The organism is Allorhizocola rhizosphaerae, from assembly GCF_003426775.1.
GTDB classification, from domain to species: Bacteria; Actinomycetota; Actinomycetes; order Mycobacteriales; family Micromonosporaceae; genus Allorhizocola; species Allorhizocola rhizosphaerae.
In genome coordinates this window covers 1-13,674 of sequence record NZ_QJUG01000220.1, presented here as the reverse complement: position 1 = coordinate 13,674, position 13,674 = coordinate 1, and the positions used below count along the sequence as shown (strand labels likewise).

The 13,674-nt window shown below is 68.3% G+C and carries 17 protein-coding genes and 2 pseudogenes; 7 read left to right on the top strand and 12 right to left on the bottom strand.

Going from position 1 to position 13,674, the window contains the following annotated elements:
- Together DM816_RS33450 and DM816_RS33445 are read right to left on the bottom strand one after the other, a co-directional pair.
- The coding region (locus tag DM816_RS33450) for a twin-arginine translocase TatA/TatE family subunit (RefSeq protein WP_246002503.1) at positions 1 to 367 on the bottom strand (367 nt) is incomplete at its 3' end.
- 40 nt (positions 368 to 407) lie between these two features.
- Entirely contained in the window at positions 408 to 1,601 is a 1,194-nt protein-coding gene (locus tag DM816_RS33445) for a S1C family serine protease (RefSeq protein WP_246002502.1), read from the bottom strand.
- A gap of 102 nt (positions 1,602 to 1,703) precedes the next feature.
- On the opposite strand from DM816_RS33445, the gene DM816_RS33440 reads away from it, so the two are divergent.
- A complete protein-coding gene (locus DM816_RS33440; protein ID WP_246002501.1) occupies positions 1,704 to 2,282 on the top strand; it encodes an O-methyltransferase in 579 nt (192 codons plus the stop codon).
- Here DM816_RS33440 and DM816_RS43090 read toward each other — a convergent pair.
- From DM816_RS43090 to DM816_RS33420, 4 genes are all read right to left on the bottom strand, one after another.
- Positions 2,279 to 3,022, bottom strand: a complete 744-nt coding sequence (locus DM816_RS43090) for a hypothetical protein (RefSeq protein WP_162908092.1) — start codon at positions 3,020 to 3,022, stop codon at positions 2,279 to 2,281. The two genes, DM816_RS33440 and DM816_RS43090, sit on opposite strands and share 4 nt — an antisense overlap.
- Positions 3,023 to 3,123: 101 nt before the next feature.
- The gene (locus DM816_RS33430) at positions 3,124 to 3,948 is read right to left on the bottom strand and encodes a S1C family serine protease (protein ID WP_117214469.1); all 825 of its coding nucleotides are present in this window, start codon (positions 3,946 to 3,948) and stop codon (positions 3,124 to 3,126) included.
- A gap of 120 nt (positions 3,949 to 4,068) precedes the next feature.
- Positions 4,069 to 5,526: a leucyl aminopeptidase family protein gene (locus tag DM816_RS33425; RefSeq protein ID WP_117214468.1), complete on the bottom strand. Its 1,458-nt coding sequence runs from the start codon at positions 5,524 to 5,526 to the stop codon at positions 4,069 to 4,071.
- A 144-nt stretch (positions 5,527 to 5,670) separates the two neighbouring features.
- The gene (locus DM816_RS33420; protein ID WP_117214467.1) at positions 5,671 to 5,838 is read right to left on the bottom strand and encodes a DUF3117 domain-containing protein; all 168 of its coding nucleotides are present in this window, start codon (positions 5,836 to 5,838) and stop codon (positions 5,671 to 5,673) included.
- A gap of 235 nt (positions 5,839 to 6,073) precedes the next feature.
- Between DM816_RS33420 and DM816_RS33415 the strand changes: the two genes are divergently transcribed.
- Both DM816_RS33415 and DM816_RS33410 read left to right on the top strand, forming a co-directional pair.
- Positions 6,074 to 6,862, top strand: coding sequence for a PaaX family transcriptional regulator (locus tag DM816_RS33415; RefSeq protein WP_117214466.1), 789 nt, complete (start codon positions 6,074 to 6,076; stop codon positions 6,860 to 6,862).
- A 5-nt stretch (positions 6,863 to 6,867) separates the two neighbouring features.
- On the top strand, positions 6,868 to 7,653 hold the full coding sequence (locus tag DM816_RS33410; protein ID WP_117214465.1) for an enoyl-CoA hydratase-related protein: 786 nt from the start codon (positions 6,868 to 6,870) through the stop codon (positions 7,651 to 7,653).
- Positions 7,654 to 7,683: 30 nt separating this feature from the next.
- Here the strand turns inward: DM816_RS33410 and DM816_RS33405 are convergent.
- Together DM816_RS33405 and DM816_RS33400 are read right to left on the bottom strand one after the other, a co-directional pair.
- Positions 7,684 to 7,872 (bottom strand): annotated as a pseudogene (locus tag DM816_RS33405) (hypothetical protein); the annotation flags it as partial.
- Between the two features lie 11 nt (positions 7,873 to 7,883).
- Positions 7,884 to 8,435 (bottom strand): DNA-3-methyladenine glycosylase I, encoded by a 552-nt coding sequence (locus DM816_RS33400; RefSeq protein ID WP_117214463.1) that lies wholly within the window; start codon positions 8,433 to 8,435, stop codon positions 7,884 to 7,886.
- 20 nt (positions 8,436 to 8,455) lie between these two features.
- Here DM816_RS33400 and DM816_RS33395 point away from each other — a divergent pair, with 20 nt between their 5' ends.
- From DM816_RS33395 to DM816_RS33385, 3 genes are all read left to right on the top strand, one after another.
- Positions 8,456 to 9,331 (top strand): sterol desaturase family protein, encoded by an 876-nt coding sequence (locus DM816_RS33395; RefSeq protein ID WP_117214462.1) that lies wholly within the window; start codon positions 8,456 to 8,458, stop codon positions 9,329 to 9,331.
- 256 nt (positions 9,332 to 9,587) lie between these two features.
- Positions 9,588 to 10,535 (top strand): helix-turn-helix domain-containing protein, encoded by a 948-nt coding sequence (locus DM816_RS33390; protein WP_246002500.1) that lies wholly within the window; start codon positions 9,588 to 9,590, stop codon positions 10,533 to 10,535.
- Positions 10,536 to 10,601: 66 nt separating this feature from the next.
- On the top strand, positions 10,602 to 11,183 hold the full coding sequence (locus DM816_RS33385) for a dihydrofolate reductase family protein (protein WP_117214461.1): 582 nt from the start codon (positions 10,602 to 10,604) through the stop codon (positions 11,181 to 11,183).
- Between the two features lie 213 nt (positions 11,184 to 11,396).
- Here the strand turns inward: DM816_RS33385 and DM816_RS33380 are convergent.
- From DM816_RS33380 to DM816_RS33365, 4 genes and pseudogenes are all read right to left on the bottom strand, one after another.
- Positions 11,397 to 11,569 (bottom strand): annotated as a pseudogene (locus DM816_RS33380) (transposase); the annotation flags it as partial.
- Between the two features lie 40 nt (positions 11,570 to 11,609).
- Entirely contained in the window at positions 11,610 to 12,080 is a 471-nt protein-coding gene (locus DM816_RS33375; protein ID WP_117214460.1) for an SRPBCC family protein, read from the bottom strand.
- 25 nt (positions 12,081 to 12,105) lie between these two features.
- Entirely contained in the window at positions 12,106 to 12,657 is a 552-nt protein-coding gene (locus tag DM816_RS33370; protein ID WP_117214459.1) for a DivIVA domain-containing protein, read from the bottom strand.
- Between the two features lie 10 nt (positions 12,658 to 12,667).
- A complete protein-coding gene (locus DM816_RS33365) occupies positions 12,668 to 13,039 on the bottom strand; it encodes an NADH-quinone oxidoreductase subunit A (protein ID WP_117214458.1) in 372 nt (123 codons plus the stop codon).
- 51 nt (positions 13,040 to 13,090) lie between these two features.
- On the opposite strand from DM816_RS33365, the gene DM816_RS33360 reads away from it, so the two are divergent.
- A partial coding sequence (locus DM816_RS33360; RefSeq protein ID WP_162908091.1) for a SigE family RNA polymerase sigma factor occupies positions 13,091 to 13,674 on the top strand: 584 nt, incomplete at its 3' end.

The window sequence follows — 13,674 nt, the reverse complement described above, 5'->3', positions numbered from 1 at the left end:
GGGGGAGGGGTTTGGAGGGTGGAGGGGGTGGGTCGGCCATGGGGGCGTTGAGATCTGCGCTGGTTTTGATTGCGGAGACGTCGGACTTGACGTCGTCGTAGAGCGCCTGCAATGGGCGGCGCAGCGCTGCCTCGTCTTCCTCGCTGAGCAGATGCTTGCGCATGAACGTCTTGGGGTTGAGATCCTCAAGCTTGATGTCGGTGCCCAGCTCACGGCTCAGATCGCCGGTGGCGTTGGTGGCCATGGCGCGCAGGTTCCGAAGCATCCGCATGCCGTCGGAAATGACCTTGGGAAGCCGCTCCCCGAAGATCAGTAAGGCGAGCAGCAGCAGCGCGCCGAACTCCCAGGCATTCAGATTCTCGAACACCAACCAACAGTAAGCCGTCCATCGGGCCTCCCACCAGACCTCACTGCGGATCAGCGGCCAGCGTCACGACCGCATCGTGGCTGGTAGAGCCACGTTTGTAGGCCACTTTGACGGTCTCACCCGGTGCAGTTTTCCGCACAAGTGCGATGAGATCACTCGGCTCGGCAAGCGGTCGGCTGCCGAAACTGACGAGGGTATCGCCCGAGCGCAGCCCGGCCGCCTCCGCCGGGCCGGACGCGACCACCTCCCGCAGCCGGACCCCCGCACCCGGGCCGCGCGTGCTCTCCTCCAGCTCGGCCCCGATCACCGTGCGGCGGGCCTTCCCATGCTGGATGATCTCGTTGGCCACGCGCTGGGCGTGATTGATCGGGATGGCGAACGCGAGCCCGATATTGCCCGCGCTGTGCTCGTCCTCGGCCAGCGACTTGATCACCGCGTTGATCCCGACCACCTGACCGGCGACGTCGACGAGCGGCCCACCGGAGTTTCCGTGATTGACCGCCGCATCGGTCTGGATCGCCGCGTAGTATCGCGTGCCGCCGCGCCCCGAGGTGGTCGTGATTGGACGGTCGACCGCGCTGACGATCCCGGCGGTCACCGTGCCGCGCAGCGCCAACGGCGAGCCGATGGCCATCACCTGGTCGCCGGCCGCCACGAAATTGGAGTCACCCAACCGCGCCACGGTCAGGTCGCTCTTGTGGAGGATCTTCAGCACCGCGACATCTGATTCCAGGTCGGTACCCACAAGTTCCGCCTGGGCGGTCGAGCCGTCATCAAAAATGACCGTCGCGTTGCCGGAACCACCGGCCACGACATGATCGTTGGTGATGACATGCCCCATGTCGGTTGCCACGAAACCGGAACCGAGGGCCGTGCCCCCGTCGACCGCCACGCGGATGGTCACCACGCTCGGCAGGACCATGCCCGCGACCGCAGCGAGCGAATCGGGCGCTGGTCGCGAGACCGTGCCGGTCCCGCCGCCGAGGACCGTCTCGGCGGCCTTGTCCTCGGCGGGCGCGCCATAGCGCACGCCCAGCGCACCGCCGAGCAGTCCCGCGAGCAGAGCCGAAACCAGACCCACGATGCCCGCCACCCACCAGGTCTTGAACGGTGGCTGGGCCGGCTGCGGCGGTGGAGGCGGCGCGGCGGGAGCACCGCTCGGTTGGATCAGGCGCACCGGCGTGTTCGGATCGCGCCACGGATCGTTGAGCGCATCGGACCACCAATGCGACACCGGCCCCGCCTCCATTCCCCGTGCCCCCGAGAGTGCTTCGATACTGCTTCAGAATGGCATGGCGGGCCGAACAAATATCATGATTCGGAGAAGGTGGAGCCGGTGACGGCAAGGGAGTTCGTGGGCTCATACGCACCCGAGGACCTCATCCTGCAGACGGCGCGGGGCCTGGCCACCGAGGTCGGGCTGACGCCGGTCGCGCCCGCCGCGGGGGCGGCGTTGCGCCTGCTGGCCGGTGCCAACGGCTCCCGTGCCGTTGTCGAGATCGGTACCGGCACGGGTGTGAGTGGACTGTGGCTGCTGCGCGGCATGCGGCCCGACGGTGTGCTGACCACGATCGACGTGGAGGCCGAGCATCAGCGGATGGCGCGGCGGCTGTTCATCGAGGCGGGCTTTCCCGCGGCACGCACCCGGATCATCACCGGGCGCGCGCTGGATGTGCTGCCGCGGTTGGCCGATGGCGTGTACGACATGGTATTTGTCGATTCCGACCCGACCGAGCATGAGCTGTGCGTGGCCGCGGCGGCCCGCATGCTGCGCCCCGGCGGTGTGCTCGCCCTGCACGGTGCGCTCACCCGCACGGTGACCGCGTCGGTCGCGGCCACCGTGCGTGACTCGGAGCAATGGGCACCGGCGATGCTTCCCGTCGGGGACGGTCTGCTCGCCGCTGTGCGGCTTTAGAGGTACTTGTCAGCTTCCTCGCACTTGATGATGACCTGCTTGGCGTTCTCGGCGTTCTGCTTGGCGTCGAACGCCTCGATCGCCTGGAAGCAGCCGATCAGCGCGTCGCGTGCCTTGGTCACCTCGTCGGTCTTGGCCTTCGCGCCGGTGAGGTCCTGGTTGAGCTTGGCGACTTCCTCTTTGGACGTCTTGAGCTGCGTGTCGAGGTTTTTGGACTTTGCCTCCTCGGCGACCAGGGAGGCGGTGCGCTGCGTCAGCTCCGCGTCGGTCTTGGTGTGGGCCTGCGCCTCAAGGAAGTACAGAACGCCGAGCGCGATGGTGGCCAGAGCCAGCACACCGGTCGCGATGGACAGCGCGATCACGCCGCCACGCTTCTTCGGGGCGAGCTGGGCATGCGCGGCCGCGGCATAGGCGTCATACGCGGGCGCGCTCACCGGCACGTCGGCCGCCGGAGCGGGAGCCGGAACCGGCGCAGCACCCGGCTGGAACTGCGTTGCCGCAGGGAATTGCGCGGTCGCGTCGGCTGCGGAGTTTTGCGCGCCTAACGAAGCGGGCTGCGAAGAGGCGGCCGAGCTCTGCCACGACGGCGAACCGGACTGCGAAGAGGCAGCCGGACTCTGCCACGACGGCGAACCGGACTGCGAAGAGGCAGCCGGACTCTGCCACGACGGCGAACCGGACTGCGAAGGCGCAGCCGAGCTCTGCCACGACGAGGCGCCCAGCGGAGCGGTGCTTTCCACGGCGGGTGCCGCAGGTTGGTGAGGAACAGCGGGCGACGCGGGGCTGACGCCCTGATCTGCCTGTCCCCCGTGAGGTTCGGTCATCGGATTGGGTACTCCTTTCAGGAACAGATGGGGAAGAGTTGGCATGCCTGGCCGATGGGGATGGCCAGCCCGATGCCCTCGGCGTTGCGGATCTTCGCGGTGGCGATCCCGACCACCTGACCCTGCGCGTTGATGACCGGACCACCGGAATTTCCCGGGTTGATCGGTGCATCGAATTGAACATATGTATCGTCCGTGCCCTCAAGCTTGCGGAAGGCACTCACCACACCGGTCGTGACCGAGCTGTCCAGCCCGAGCGGCGCGCCGACCACCACGACCGGCTGCCCCGGCCGCACCTCCGCCGACGACACCACCAAACCGGCGAACTTCCCGTCGGTCTCAAGGTGCGCGACGTCGAGATCCTTGTCCACCTTGACGATGGTCGCCCGGTAGAGCTGCTGCTTGTGCTCGATGCTCACCGAGCGCCCGCCGGTCTCCCACACCTGTTCGACCACATGGAAGTTGGTGAACATGTTGGCGCCACCGTCGGACTTGGGCTTGCCCACCACCCAGGCCGTGCCCGACGCCTGTCCGGCCTTGACCCGGAACACGCTGGGCAGTGCGGCCGCCGCGATCTGGTCCGGATGAAACGCGGCCTTCTCCAGTTCGGCGACCCGGCTCGCCACGGCTTCGGCCGCCGCGCTCGCCGCAACGGCGTCGGCGTGCGCCTGTGCCCTCGCGTCATCGAGGTCGCGGGAAAGGTCGTACAACAGGAAGGTCTGCCCGCCCGCGATTCCAAACAGGACAAACAACGTGAGGACCAAGACGACCGTGCGCCCAACCCGCCTGGGTGGCGGTGGCGACGGCGGTGGCGGCGCATAGACAAACGGCGGATCAGACATGGGAAACGGTTCCTCCCCGGGCACAGCTTCGAGCCAAGTGAACCTAGCGGCCCGACGGCCTACTTGTCAGTCCCGTTGTCGGACGGGCGGCAAAGTCTGCCCGAACGGCCAGCCGGCGAACTAGGAAAGATGGGAAAGCCAGCGGACCAGAGTCCGCACGCCCCAACCGGTCGCGCCCTTGCGCACGTCGCCGTCGTTCTCCCCGGACCACGACGGCGCGGACATGTCGATGTGCGCCCACCGGTCGCGCATCGGGCCGGCGAACTCGCGCAGATAGAGCGCGGCCGTGATCGCGCCCGGGTTGCCCGCCGCATTATTGAGGTCGGCGATCTCGGCCGCGACCTCCTTCATGTATTCGTCGGCCAGCGGCATGCGCCACACGCTTTCCCCCGCCGCGATGGATGCGTCCTGCAGCGCCTTGGCCAGCTCGTCGTTTTCGCTGAACAGCGCGGCCGTGGTCTTGCCGAGCGCGACGCGCGACGCCCCGGTCAGTGTGCCCAGGTCGATCAGCACGCTGGGCTCCAGTTTGGACACCGCGTAGGCCAGCGCGTCCGCGAGCACCACGCGCCCCTCGGCGTCGGTGCTGTGCACCTCCGACGTGAGCCCGCCGTAGTGGCGCACCACGTCGCCGGAGCGCCAGGAGCTGCCCGAGAGCATGTTCTCGGCGAGCGGGGTGAGGGCTGTGATGCGTACCCCCAAAGAAAGCCTTGCGGCGGCAAGGGTCGCAGCGACCACGGTGGCCGCACCGCCCATGTCTTTTCGCATCAGCTGCATGGCGTCGTTGGGTTTGATGTCGATGCCACCGGTGTCGAACGTGATGCCCTTGCCGATCAGGACCACGTGCTCGGCCGTTTCGGTGGGCGGACGATAACTGATCTCCAGCAGGCGCGGGCCGCGGGCGGAACCGCCGCCGACAGCCAGAATCCCGCCGAACCCCTCCTCGGCGAGCTCGGCCGGCTCGCGCACGGTCAGGCTCACGCCCGGTGGCAGATCGCGCCCGCCGACCTGCTCGACGAACCAGGACGGGGTCTTGGTCAGCGATGGCGTGTTGGTCAGGTCGCGGGCGAAGTTGATGTGCTCGGCGACCACACGGGCCGTCTCCAGCGCCCGTTCGAGCTCTGGGCTGGCGGCGGCGAGCACGACCAGCTCCTGCAGCTTGACCGCCTCGCCGGGCTTGTCGTCGCGGATGCGGAAGCCGTATTGGCCCAGCCAGACGCCCTCGGCCAGGCCTCGGAGGGCGGCCTCGGAGAAGTCTGCGGGCGGCTGCAGACTCACCACGGCATCCCGGGCCGCACGCGCGATCGCGGCACCGGCCTTGCGCCAGCCCCTTTCGTCTCCGGCGCCGACACCGACCAGAAGCACGCGCGACGGATCGCGCAGCGGGCGTGGAAGCGTCGCCACGCGGCCCGGCCTGCCGGCGTCGTCAACCTCGGCAGCAAAGGCAGCGACCTCGGCAGCGACCTCCGCGGGGGAGGACCATGGAGCCGGCTCGGGCAGGTCTGCCGACACCGGATAGACCAGCACTCCCACCGGCCCGTGTTGCGCACCTAACGGAGTGCCCAGTCGCACCGAGATCATTTAACCGCCCTGTCACGAAGAGGTCTTGTCCGACCTTACTTTGCCCGGGGCACGGCAAATCACCCCGGGCAAAGCGGGACCGCGGCGGGGCATGCGACCGCCGCGTTTCGAGCGATCCCGCTCGCGCCTGTCTGCGCGTGAGGTCTATCCGACGGCGGTTTTCAACGCCTCGCCCAGTGCCGTGGCCTCGTCCGGAGTCATCTCCACGACGAGACGGCCACCGCCCTCGAGCGGGACCCGCATCACGATGCCCCGACCCTCTTTGGTGACCTCCAGCGGACCGTCGCCCGTCCGCGGCTTCATCGCCGCCATGTATGTCTCCCCTCAGACTCGCACCCAGGCCAGCGCGATATATTTCGCACTGTTCTGCGCGAAGCTTTTCTTCCGGCCTCTCTCAAGAACAGCCACCCTCGGCGCGGTTTGGGTCGGCCGCATCGGGGTGCCAATCAATGATTTTCCCTGATGGACCACCCGAAGCCCAAACCGGGCTGGTCACGTTGTGACATCTTCTCGCCAGGCGGGTTCACATCTGTCACAATCTTCCCTCATGCAGGCCCGTTCGGCGTTGTTCGACGTCTACGGCGATCACCTGCGGCGGCGCGGCGGGGAAGCGCCGGTCGCAGCGCTCATCCGCCTGCTCGCGCCGCTCGGGGTCGCCGCGCCGGCCGTGCGGACCGCGATCTCGCGCATGGTCCGCCAGGGCTGGCTGACGCCCGTGCGCACGCCCAGCGGGCCCGGTTACCGGCTGACCGCTCGGGCCGCCGTGCGCCTTGAGGAGGCCGCCGCCCGGATCTACCGGACCAACCAGACCGCCTGGGACGGCCGGTTCGACCTGTTGATCGTGACGAACCCCACGTCTCGCCCGGAACGCGACCGGCTGGCCGCCACGCTGAACTTCCTGGGCTACGGGCGGATCGATTCCACCGTGTGGGTCGCAGCCCGCGCCGCCAATGAAATTCAAGATCTTTTATCTGGTACCGCATACGAGCGCTTCTCCTCCGTGCATGCCGGAGGGGTGGGGGGCGCCAGGGTGATGGTCGCGCGGGCGTGGGATGTCGCGGCGATCGGGGCCGCCTACACGCAGTTCATCGAGCGGATGACGCCGGTCATGCGGGCCGTGTCGGCCGCCGACAACGATGAGGTCGCCTACGCCGCGCGCAGCCGGCTGGTGCATGAGTGGCGCACGTTCCTGTTCCGGGACCCACAATTACCCCTGTCACTGCTTCCCGACCCGTGGCCGGGCACCGCCGCGGCCGCATTCTTCGACCGGCACGCCGACCGGCTGCGCCCGGCCGCCGACCGCTATGTTGACCACTGTTTATCGGACAAGGAGTAGGGCCGATGTCTGACACATTGCTGCTCACCCGGGACGGGGCCGTCGCCACCATCACGCTCAACCGACCTGACTCGCTGAACTCGCTCAACGTCGCGCTCAAGGAGGCGCTGGCGCAGGCGCTGGCCGAGGTGCGCGACGACTCCGCCGTGCGGGCCGTGGTGCTCGCGGGCGCCGGGCGTGCCTTCTGCGTCGGGCAGGACCTGCGCGAGCACGTGGCCTCGCTGGACGGGCCGACCCCGCTCGACACGGTGGTGCGCCACTACAACCCGATCGCGCTCGGGCTGGCCGCGCTGCCCAAGCCCGTGATCGCGGCGGTGCGCGGCGCGGCCGCGGGAGCCGGTGCTTCCCTCGCCCTGCTGGCCGACTTCCGCGTGGGCGGGCCGGACACGTCGTTCCTGATGGCGTTCGCCCGCGTGGGGCTGGCCGCCGACACGGGCGCATCGTGGACGCTGCCCCGCCTGATCGGCCACGCCAAGGCCACCGAGCTGCTGATGCTCGCCGAGCCGGTGAACGCCTCCGCCGCTTGGAACCTGGGCCTGCTCACCAAGCTTGTCGGCGACGACGAACAGGTGCTGCCGTCCGCCCAGGAGCTCGCCGCTCGCCTGGCCGCGGGCCCGACCGTCGCCTATGGACAGATCAAGCGCGAGCTGCTGCACGCCGCCGTCAACTCGCTGGAGTCGACGCTCGAGGTCGAGGCGCAGGCGCAGGCCGCGTGCGGCATCACGTCGGATCACCGCGAGTCGACGCTGGCCTTCGTCAACAAGCAGAAGCCCGGATTCACCGGCGCCTAGCGGCCCGCAGGCGAGCCTAACCGGACGCGGTCAGTCGTCCTCGGGGTCGAGCGGGGCCGGGCCGTCGGCCACATAGGCGAGCATCGCGAGCTCGGCGCCGGGCCGCCACACGTATGCGGGCAGCTCGGCCGCGCCCAGCTCGTCGACGTAACGCCAGTATTCGCGGACGGCCTCCTCGGCAGACTCGGCCTCGATCGGCAGCGCGACGCTGACCAGCCACTGTGGCATCTTTACTCCCCCACCGAACAGCCCTTGATGTGGTCGTCGACCATGCCGGTGGCCTGCATCAGCGCATATGCGGTGGTCGGGCCCACGAACCGGAAGCCGAGCTTCTTGAGCGCCTTGGCCATCGCCACGGACTCGGGCGTGGTGGCCGGGATCTGCGTGCGGCGCGGCCGGGCGGGCGGTGCGAACGACCACAGCAGCGCGGACAGCTCGACATCCTGGGCGATCCGCGCGTTGTGGATGGTCGCCTCGATCTTCGAGCGGTTGCGCACGATGCCCGGGTCGGCCATCAGGCGCGCGATGTCGGACTCGTCGAACACCGCCACCTTGGCCCGGTCGAACCCGGCGAACGCCGCCCGGAAGGCGGGGCGCTTGCGCAGGATCGTGATCCACGACAGTCCACTTTGGAACGCCTCCAGGCTGATCTTCTCGAACAGGGCATCGTCATCGCGCACCGGCCGCCCCCACTCGACGTCGTGGTACTCCTCGTAGATCGGGGTCCCCACCGCCCACGAACAGCGCGGGAGCCCGTCCGCCCCTATTGCCAGCCCGGTCATATATGAATACCTTCCACGTTATGAGCTTCCCCGACGTCGTGCTCTGGTCGGTCCCCGCCTTTATCCTGCTCCTGGTGGTGGAGATCGTCTCCTATCGGCTGCACGGCGACGACAATGAGCTCGGTTACACCGTCAAGGACACCGCGGCCAGCCTCTCCATGGGCCTGGGGAGCCTGGTGTGGGACGTCGTCTGGGGACGCCTCATCACCATTGCCGGTACGGCGGCCGTCTACACGATCACACCGCTGCGCATCGAGTTCAGCTGGGCGCTTCTTCCTTTGTTCCTCCTGGCGCAGGACTTCTGCTACTACTGGTCGCACCGCAGCCATCACGTGATCCGGGTGCTCTGGGCCTGCCACGTCGTGCACCATTCGTCGCAGCGGTTCAACCTAAGCACAGCCCTACGACAACCTTGGACCAGCTTCACCAGCTGGCTGTTCTATCTGCCGATGGCCGCCGTGGGGATCCATCCGGCGGTGATCGCGTTCTGCGGTTCGATCAATCTCGTGTACCAGTTCTGGATCCACACCGAGCGCATCGACAAGATGTGGCGCTGGTTCGAGTTCGCGTTCAACACCCCGTCGCATCACCGCGTGCACCACGGCGCGCAGGGCGACTACCTGGACCGCAACTTCGGCGGTGTGCTGATCATCTGGGATCGCCTGTTCGGCTCGTTCGCGCCCGAGACCGAGCGGGTCATCTACGGCCTGACGAAGAACATAGAGACCTACAACCCACTGCGCGTGGCCTACCACGAATACGCGGCCATCGCCCGCGACGTATGGCACGCCAAGCGCTGGCGCGATCGCCTCAACCACCTCATCCGTCCCCCCGGCTGGACCCCGGATGCCACCGCTACGGATCGCCCGGCGGTGTCTGGACTGAGCGATCTTTGATCCACGGAGTGGTCAAGATCGGGAGGGAAGACGGCGCCATCCAGGGCGATCCGCCCGCGACTTGCTTTAGCAGGAGCAAAACGGTTCAGCTCGCCCGGCGACGTCTGGACTGAGCAATCTCCGATCCACGGAGTGGTCAAGATCGGGAGGGAAGACGGCGCCATCCAGGGCGATCCGCCCGCGACTTGCTTTAGCAGGAGCAAAACGGTTCAGCTCGCCCGGCGACGTCTGGACTGAGCGATCTTTGATCCACGAAGTGGTCAAGATCGGGAGGGAAGCCACCGGCGCCGACTCGATGCTGGTGGCAGCGCGGTTGGGCCATCCCGGCGCGCGATGCCGGCGGGGGGTCGGCGATGCTGTGGGCGTGGAGTACGTGTCCAGAGTGCCGCGACCGCCGCTGGACGGGCTGATCGACGACCTTTACTACCTGGAGGGCGAGCCGCCGTACGCGCTGCTGACGCTGCCGCCCGCGCCGTCGGCGTTGCTCATCGTCAACCTCGGGGCGCCGTTTCGCATCCGCGCCGGCACCGACATCGAGACGGCCGAGTACGCCGATGGCTGCGTGGTCACCATGCCCACCCGCGCGTGGGAGTTCGGCTACCCACTCCGGACCCGGTCCGTCGGCGTGCACTTCAAGCCGTGGGGGCTGGCGCCGTTCCTGCCGATGCCCGCCGTCGAGCTGTGTGACCGGCCGGTGACGGTAGAGCAGGTTTGGGGCCGGCCTGCCATTGCTGAGCTTCGAGACCGGCTGGCCACGGCGGACGGACCGCACGAGATGCTGACGCTGCTTGAGGAGGAGCTGATGCGACGGCTGTGCGAGACCGCCGGCCTGGGGCTGGTCCGCCATACGAGCCGCGTCATCGCGGCGAGCAGCGGGGCGGTGGCGATCGGCGACCTGAGCGTGGCAGCCGGTGTCAGCAGCACTCATCTGGCACAGCGGTTCAAGGAGCTCATCGGCGTCACGCCGAAGCGGCTGGCCCGCACCCATCGCTTCACCGCCACCGTGTTCGCGATCAACCCCGCCGAACCGATCGACTGGGGCGACCTCGCCGGTGGCGCAGGCTACTTCGATCAGGCCCACTTCGGCCACGAGTTCCGGGCGTTCACCGGGCTCACGCCGACCCGGTACCTCGAAGTCCGGCGGCGGTTCCTGCGCGAACACCCCGGCCACGCGCTGGACGGCTGGCCGCTGCCGGCCGATTGATTTCTTACAAGAGCGACAGCTCACGACACGCTAATTTGGGGGCATCCCAAAGCAAAGGAGAGCCCCGTGGGCAAGGTTGTCATGTACAGCTCAGTGTCGGTGGACGGCTTCATCGCGGACGAGAACGACCAGCCCGGATCCCTGTTCGAATGGTTGTCCAGCGGTGACGTCCCGTTGGACGAGAGCGGAGTGCTAAAGGTGTCACAGACGTCCTACGACTACACCCGGCCGTATTGGGACCAGATCGGAGTGACAATCGCCGGCCGCCACGTCTTCGACATGACGGACGGCTGGGACGGGAAGCCTCCGGGCGGGATCGACCACGTGGTCGTCGTGACGCACCGGCCGGCGCCCGAGGGCTGGGACCCCGCGGCGCCGTTTCACTTCGTCGACGGCGTCGAGGCAGCCATGGCCAAGGCGCAGGAGCTTGCGGGTGACCGCATAGTCGAGGTCGCCGCTGGCGACGTCGGTGGCCAGGTGCTTGCCGCGGGTCTGATCGACGAGGTGCGCATGGACGTCGTACCCGTAGTGTTCGGGTCCGGCAAACGCTATTTCGGGTCGGTCCACGCGCAGCACCTGTTGGACGATCCTGACGTGGTGATTCAGGGCAACCGGGTGCTTCACCTGCGCTATCGGGTGCGCCGTTGACCGAACTGAGCGGGCACGCGAACAAGTCCACTGCGAACGGTGACACAAGATCGGGCCTCCGGCTGCGTTTGCGCATCGCTGTCCCTGGTCGGGCAGCCGACGCCGATCCGCCCCAGCACCTCACCTGCGGCAAGTTCACCTCAAGATCACTGGTTGCCGGTTTCCGTCGTATCTTTGGGCCGGCCCCCAGGAAGAGCGTCTCTTCACCAATGCAGGGTGTAGTCGGGGTCTGAATCCGCCTTCTCGAGTACGGATCGGGCGATGTAGTTGGCGAGGTTGCGGAAGCCAAGGGCGCAGCCGCGCAGGTGCTTCAGGCGGCCGTTGATCGCTTCGGTAGGACCGCCGCCGGTGCCGGGCCGGTCGAAGTAGGCAAGTACGTCGGCGGCTTACGGCCGCTTGCTGACTTGCTTTAGCAGGCGCAAAGAACTATGGCAGGACACCGGTCTCGACCAGCCGGGCAAACCGTTTGAGGGCCTGGGTCAGCCCGAACTTCGAGCCCGGCCACATGAGCGGCCACGCCAGCCGCCCGGCCACCCCGCCCGGCAGGTGGAACCACTCGTGCCAGACCACCTGGGTGCGCCCCGAGCCGAGCTCCGTGCAGCGCATCACCCCCGGTCCGCGCAGCACCTTGCCGAAGTGGACCACACGCACCTCGTAGGGCGGATCCAGCTTTTCGACCCGCATCTCGTCGCGCAGCGACGCACCGCGCACCGACGTCACGGCCTCGATCACGCTGCCCTCGCCGCCATCGCCGGAGACCAGGCGCACCTTGGTGAACGGGATCCACTCGCCCTGCCGCTCCCACGCCGTGAAAGCGGCGAACACGGTCTTGGCCGGCGCGCCGACGATCACCGTCGCCGTCACCTCACCAGCGCCGGGCATCGCCGGGTCGGTCATGCCGGCGCTGCCTTGTCACGGCCCGTCATGACACCTTCTTGACCGCAGTCTTGTCGAGCTGCTCCCCCTCCGCGGGCGCGGCGTCGCCGTCGGGCTCGTCATCGGTGTCTTCGAGGTCCTCGATGCGCACGACCATGTCGCGGTCGGTGTCGTGATCCGACTCCTCGGCCAGCACCTCGGTCAGCGACTCGTCGAGGATCGGTCCGGGGCCGGCGGGTCCGCGCAGGGCGGCCGCGCGGGCGGAGGCGAGGACATCGGCGTCCTCGATCCGGCCCTCGCGCAGCGCGACGATCTCGGCCTCGAGGACCTGGATCAGCTCCGTCTTGTACCCGATGTCGTAGGCCACCCGCCGCAGCGTCTGATCGACCTGGCCCATCCGGTACCCACGCGGCGCCACATCGAACGTGACCCGGCTGACGTCGGACTCGACCAGTGGCCGGTCGCCCGGCAGCGGCCGGGCCCGGCTGTCCGGATCGACCGGCTTGAGCCCCGGGTCACCGCCCGTGACCAGCGTCATCACCCCGAACACCACCGCGCCGACGGTCACCGCGATGACGAGAAGCAGCAGCAGGTTCATGCCGAAAACCCTACTGCCATGTCAAGGCCCGCTTGCGCCACGCGTAGAGGAGTCCGAGTGCCAAGACGCCAATGAAGATCGCCATCTCCACGATCACTGCCAGGCCCGCCTTGAGATAGACCAACGCCCATGGGAAAAGAAACACCGCCTCCACGGCGAAGAGCACGTAAAGATACGCGTACAGGTAATACCGGATGTGCATCTGCGCCCAGCCGCCGGGCACCGGGTCCAGGCCGCACTCATAGGTGTCGCGCTTGCCCGCGGCGGCGTTGGGCTGCCGCGGCCGCAGCAGCCGGTTGGCCAGGAAGCCGCCGCCCACGATGAGCACTCCCACGAGCGCCAGCAGCGCGACGGGTGCGTACGAGTCCAGATACTCATCCACAATTGGTCACACTAGTGCAACCTGACCCCCTGGCCGAGAGTGTGATGCTGCATGACTTCGGCGGTCGCGCAGAGCGACTTCGACCTCTTCTACGAGGCCCACTTCGGTGACACCGTGGCGATGACCTACGGCTTCACCGCCGACCTCGGCGAAGCGCAGGACATCGCGCAGGAGGCGTTTTGTCGTGCATGGTTGCGCTGGCGGGAGTTGTCCAGCTATGACAACCCGGTGGCGTGGGTGCGGCGCGTGGCCACGAACCTGGCCCACTCGCGTTGGCGCCGGCTGCGCGTGGCCGCCACGCATCTGGTCCGCCAGCGGGAGCCCGAACCGGTGCCCGCGGTCAACCCCGATCATGTGGCCGTGGTGGCCGCGCTGCGCAAACTTCCGGCGGCCCAACGGCGCGCGGTCGTGCTGCACCACCTCATGGACCTGCCCGTCACCGAGGTCGCCGAGCAGCTCGAAGTCCCGGTCGGCACGGTGAAGTCGTGGCTGCACCGGGCCCGCACGGCGCTCGCCGATGACCTGCGGGTCGACGTGCGCGGCGCGGTCACCACCCCGCCCGCGCAGGAGGTCCTCGACCGCGCCGGCCGGCGTCGGCGGGCGCGCGTCGCCACGGCCGCGGGCGCGATGGTCCT

Excerpts from the sequence above, each read along its gene's own strand:
- DM816_RS33420 (WP_117214467.1), bottom strand. The coding sequence starts at position 5,838 with ATGGCGGCGATGAAGCCGCGGACGGGCGACGGTCCGCTGGAGGTCACC.
- DM816_RS33370 (WP_117214459.1), bottom strand. The coding sequence starts at position 12,657 with ATGAACCTGCTGCTGCTTCTCGTCATCGCGGTGACCGTCGGCGCGGTG.
- DM816_RS33395 (WP_117214462.1), top strand. The coding sequence starts at position 8,456 with ATGAGCTTCCCCGACGTCGTGCTCTGGTCGGTCCCCGCCTTTATCCTG.
- DM816_RS33415 (WP_117214466.1), top strand. The coding sequence starts at position 6,074 with ATGCAGGCCCGTTCGGCGTTGTTCGACGTCTACGGCGATCACCTGCGG.
- DM816_RS33400 (WP_117214463.1), bottom strand. The coding sequence starts at position 8,435 with ATGACCGGGCTGGCAATAGGGGCGGACGGGCTCCCGCGCTGTTCGTGG.
- DM816_RS33425 (WP_117214468.1), bottom strand. The coding sequence starts at position 5,526 with ATGATCTCGGTGCGACTGGGCACTCCGTTAGGTGCGCAACACGGGCCG.
- DM816_RS33375 (WP_117214460.1), bottom strand. The coding sequence starts at position 12,080 with ATGACCGACCCGGCGATGCCCGGCGCTGGTGAGGTGACGGCGACGGTG.
- DM816_RS33430 (WP_117214469.1), bottom strand. The coding sequence starts at position 3,948 with ATGTCTGATCCGCCGTTTGTCTATGCGCCGCCACCGCCGTCGCCACCG.
- DM816_RS33410 (WP_117214465.1), top strand. The coding sequence starts at position 6,868 with ATGTCTGACACATTGCTGCTCACCCGGGACGGGGCCGTCGCCACCATC.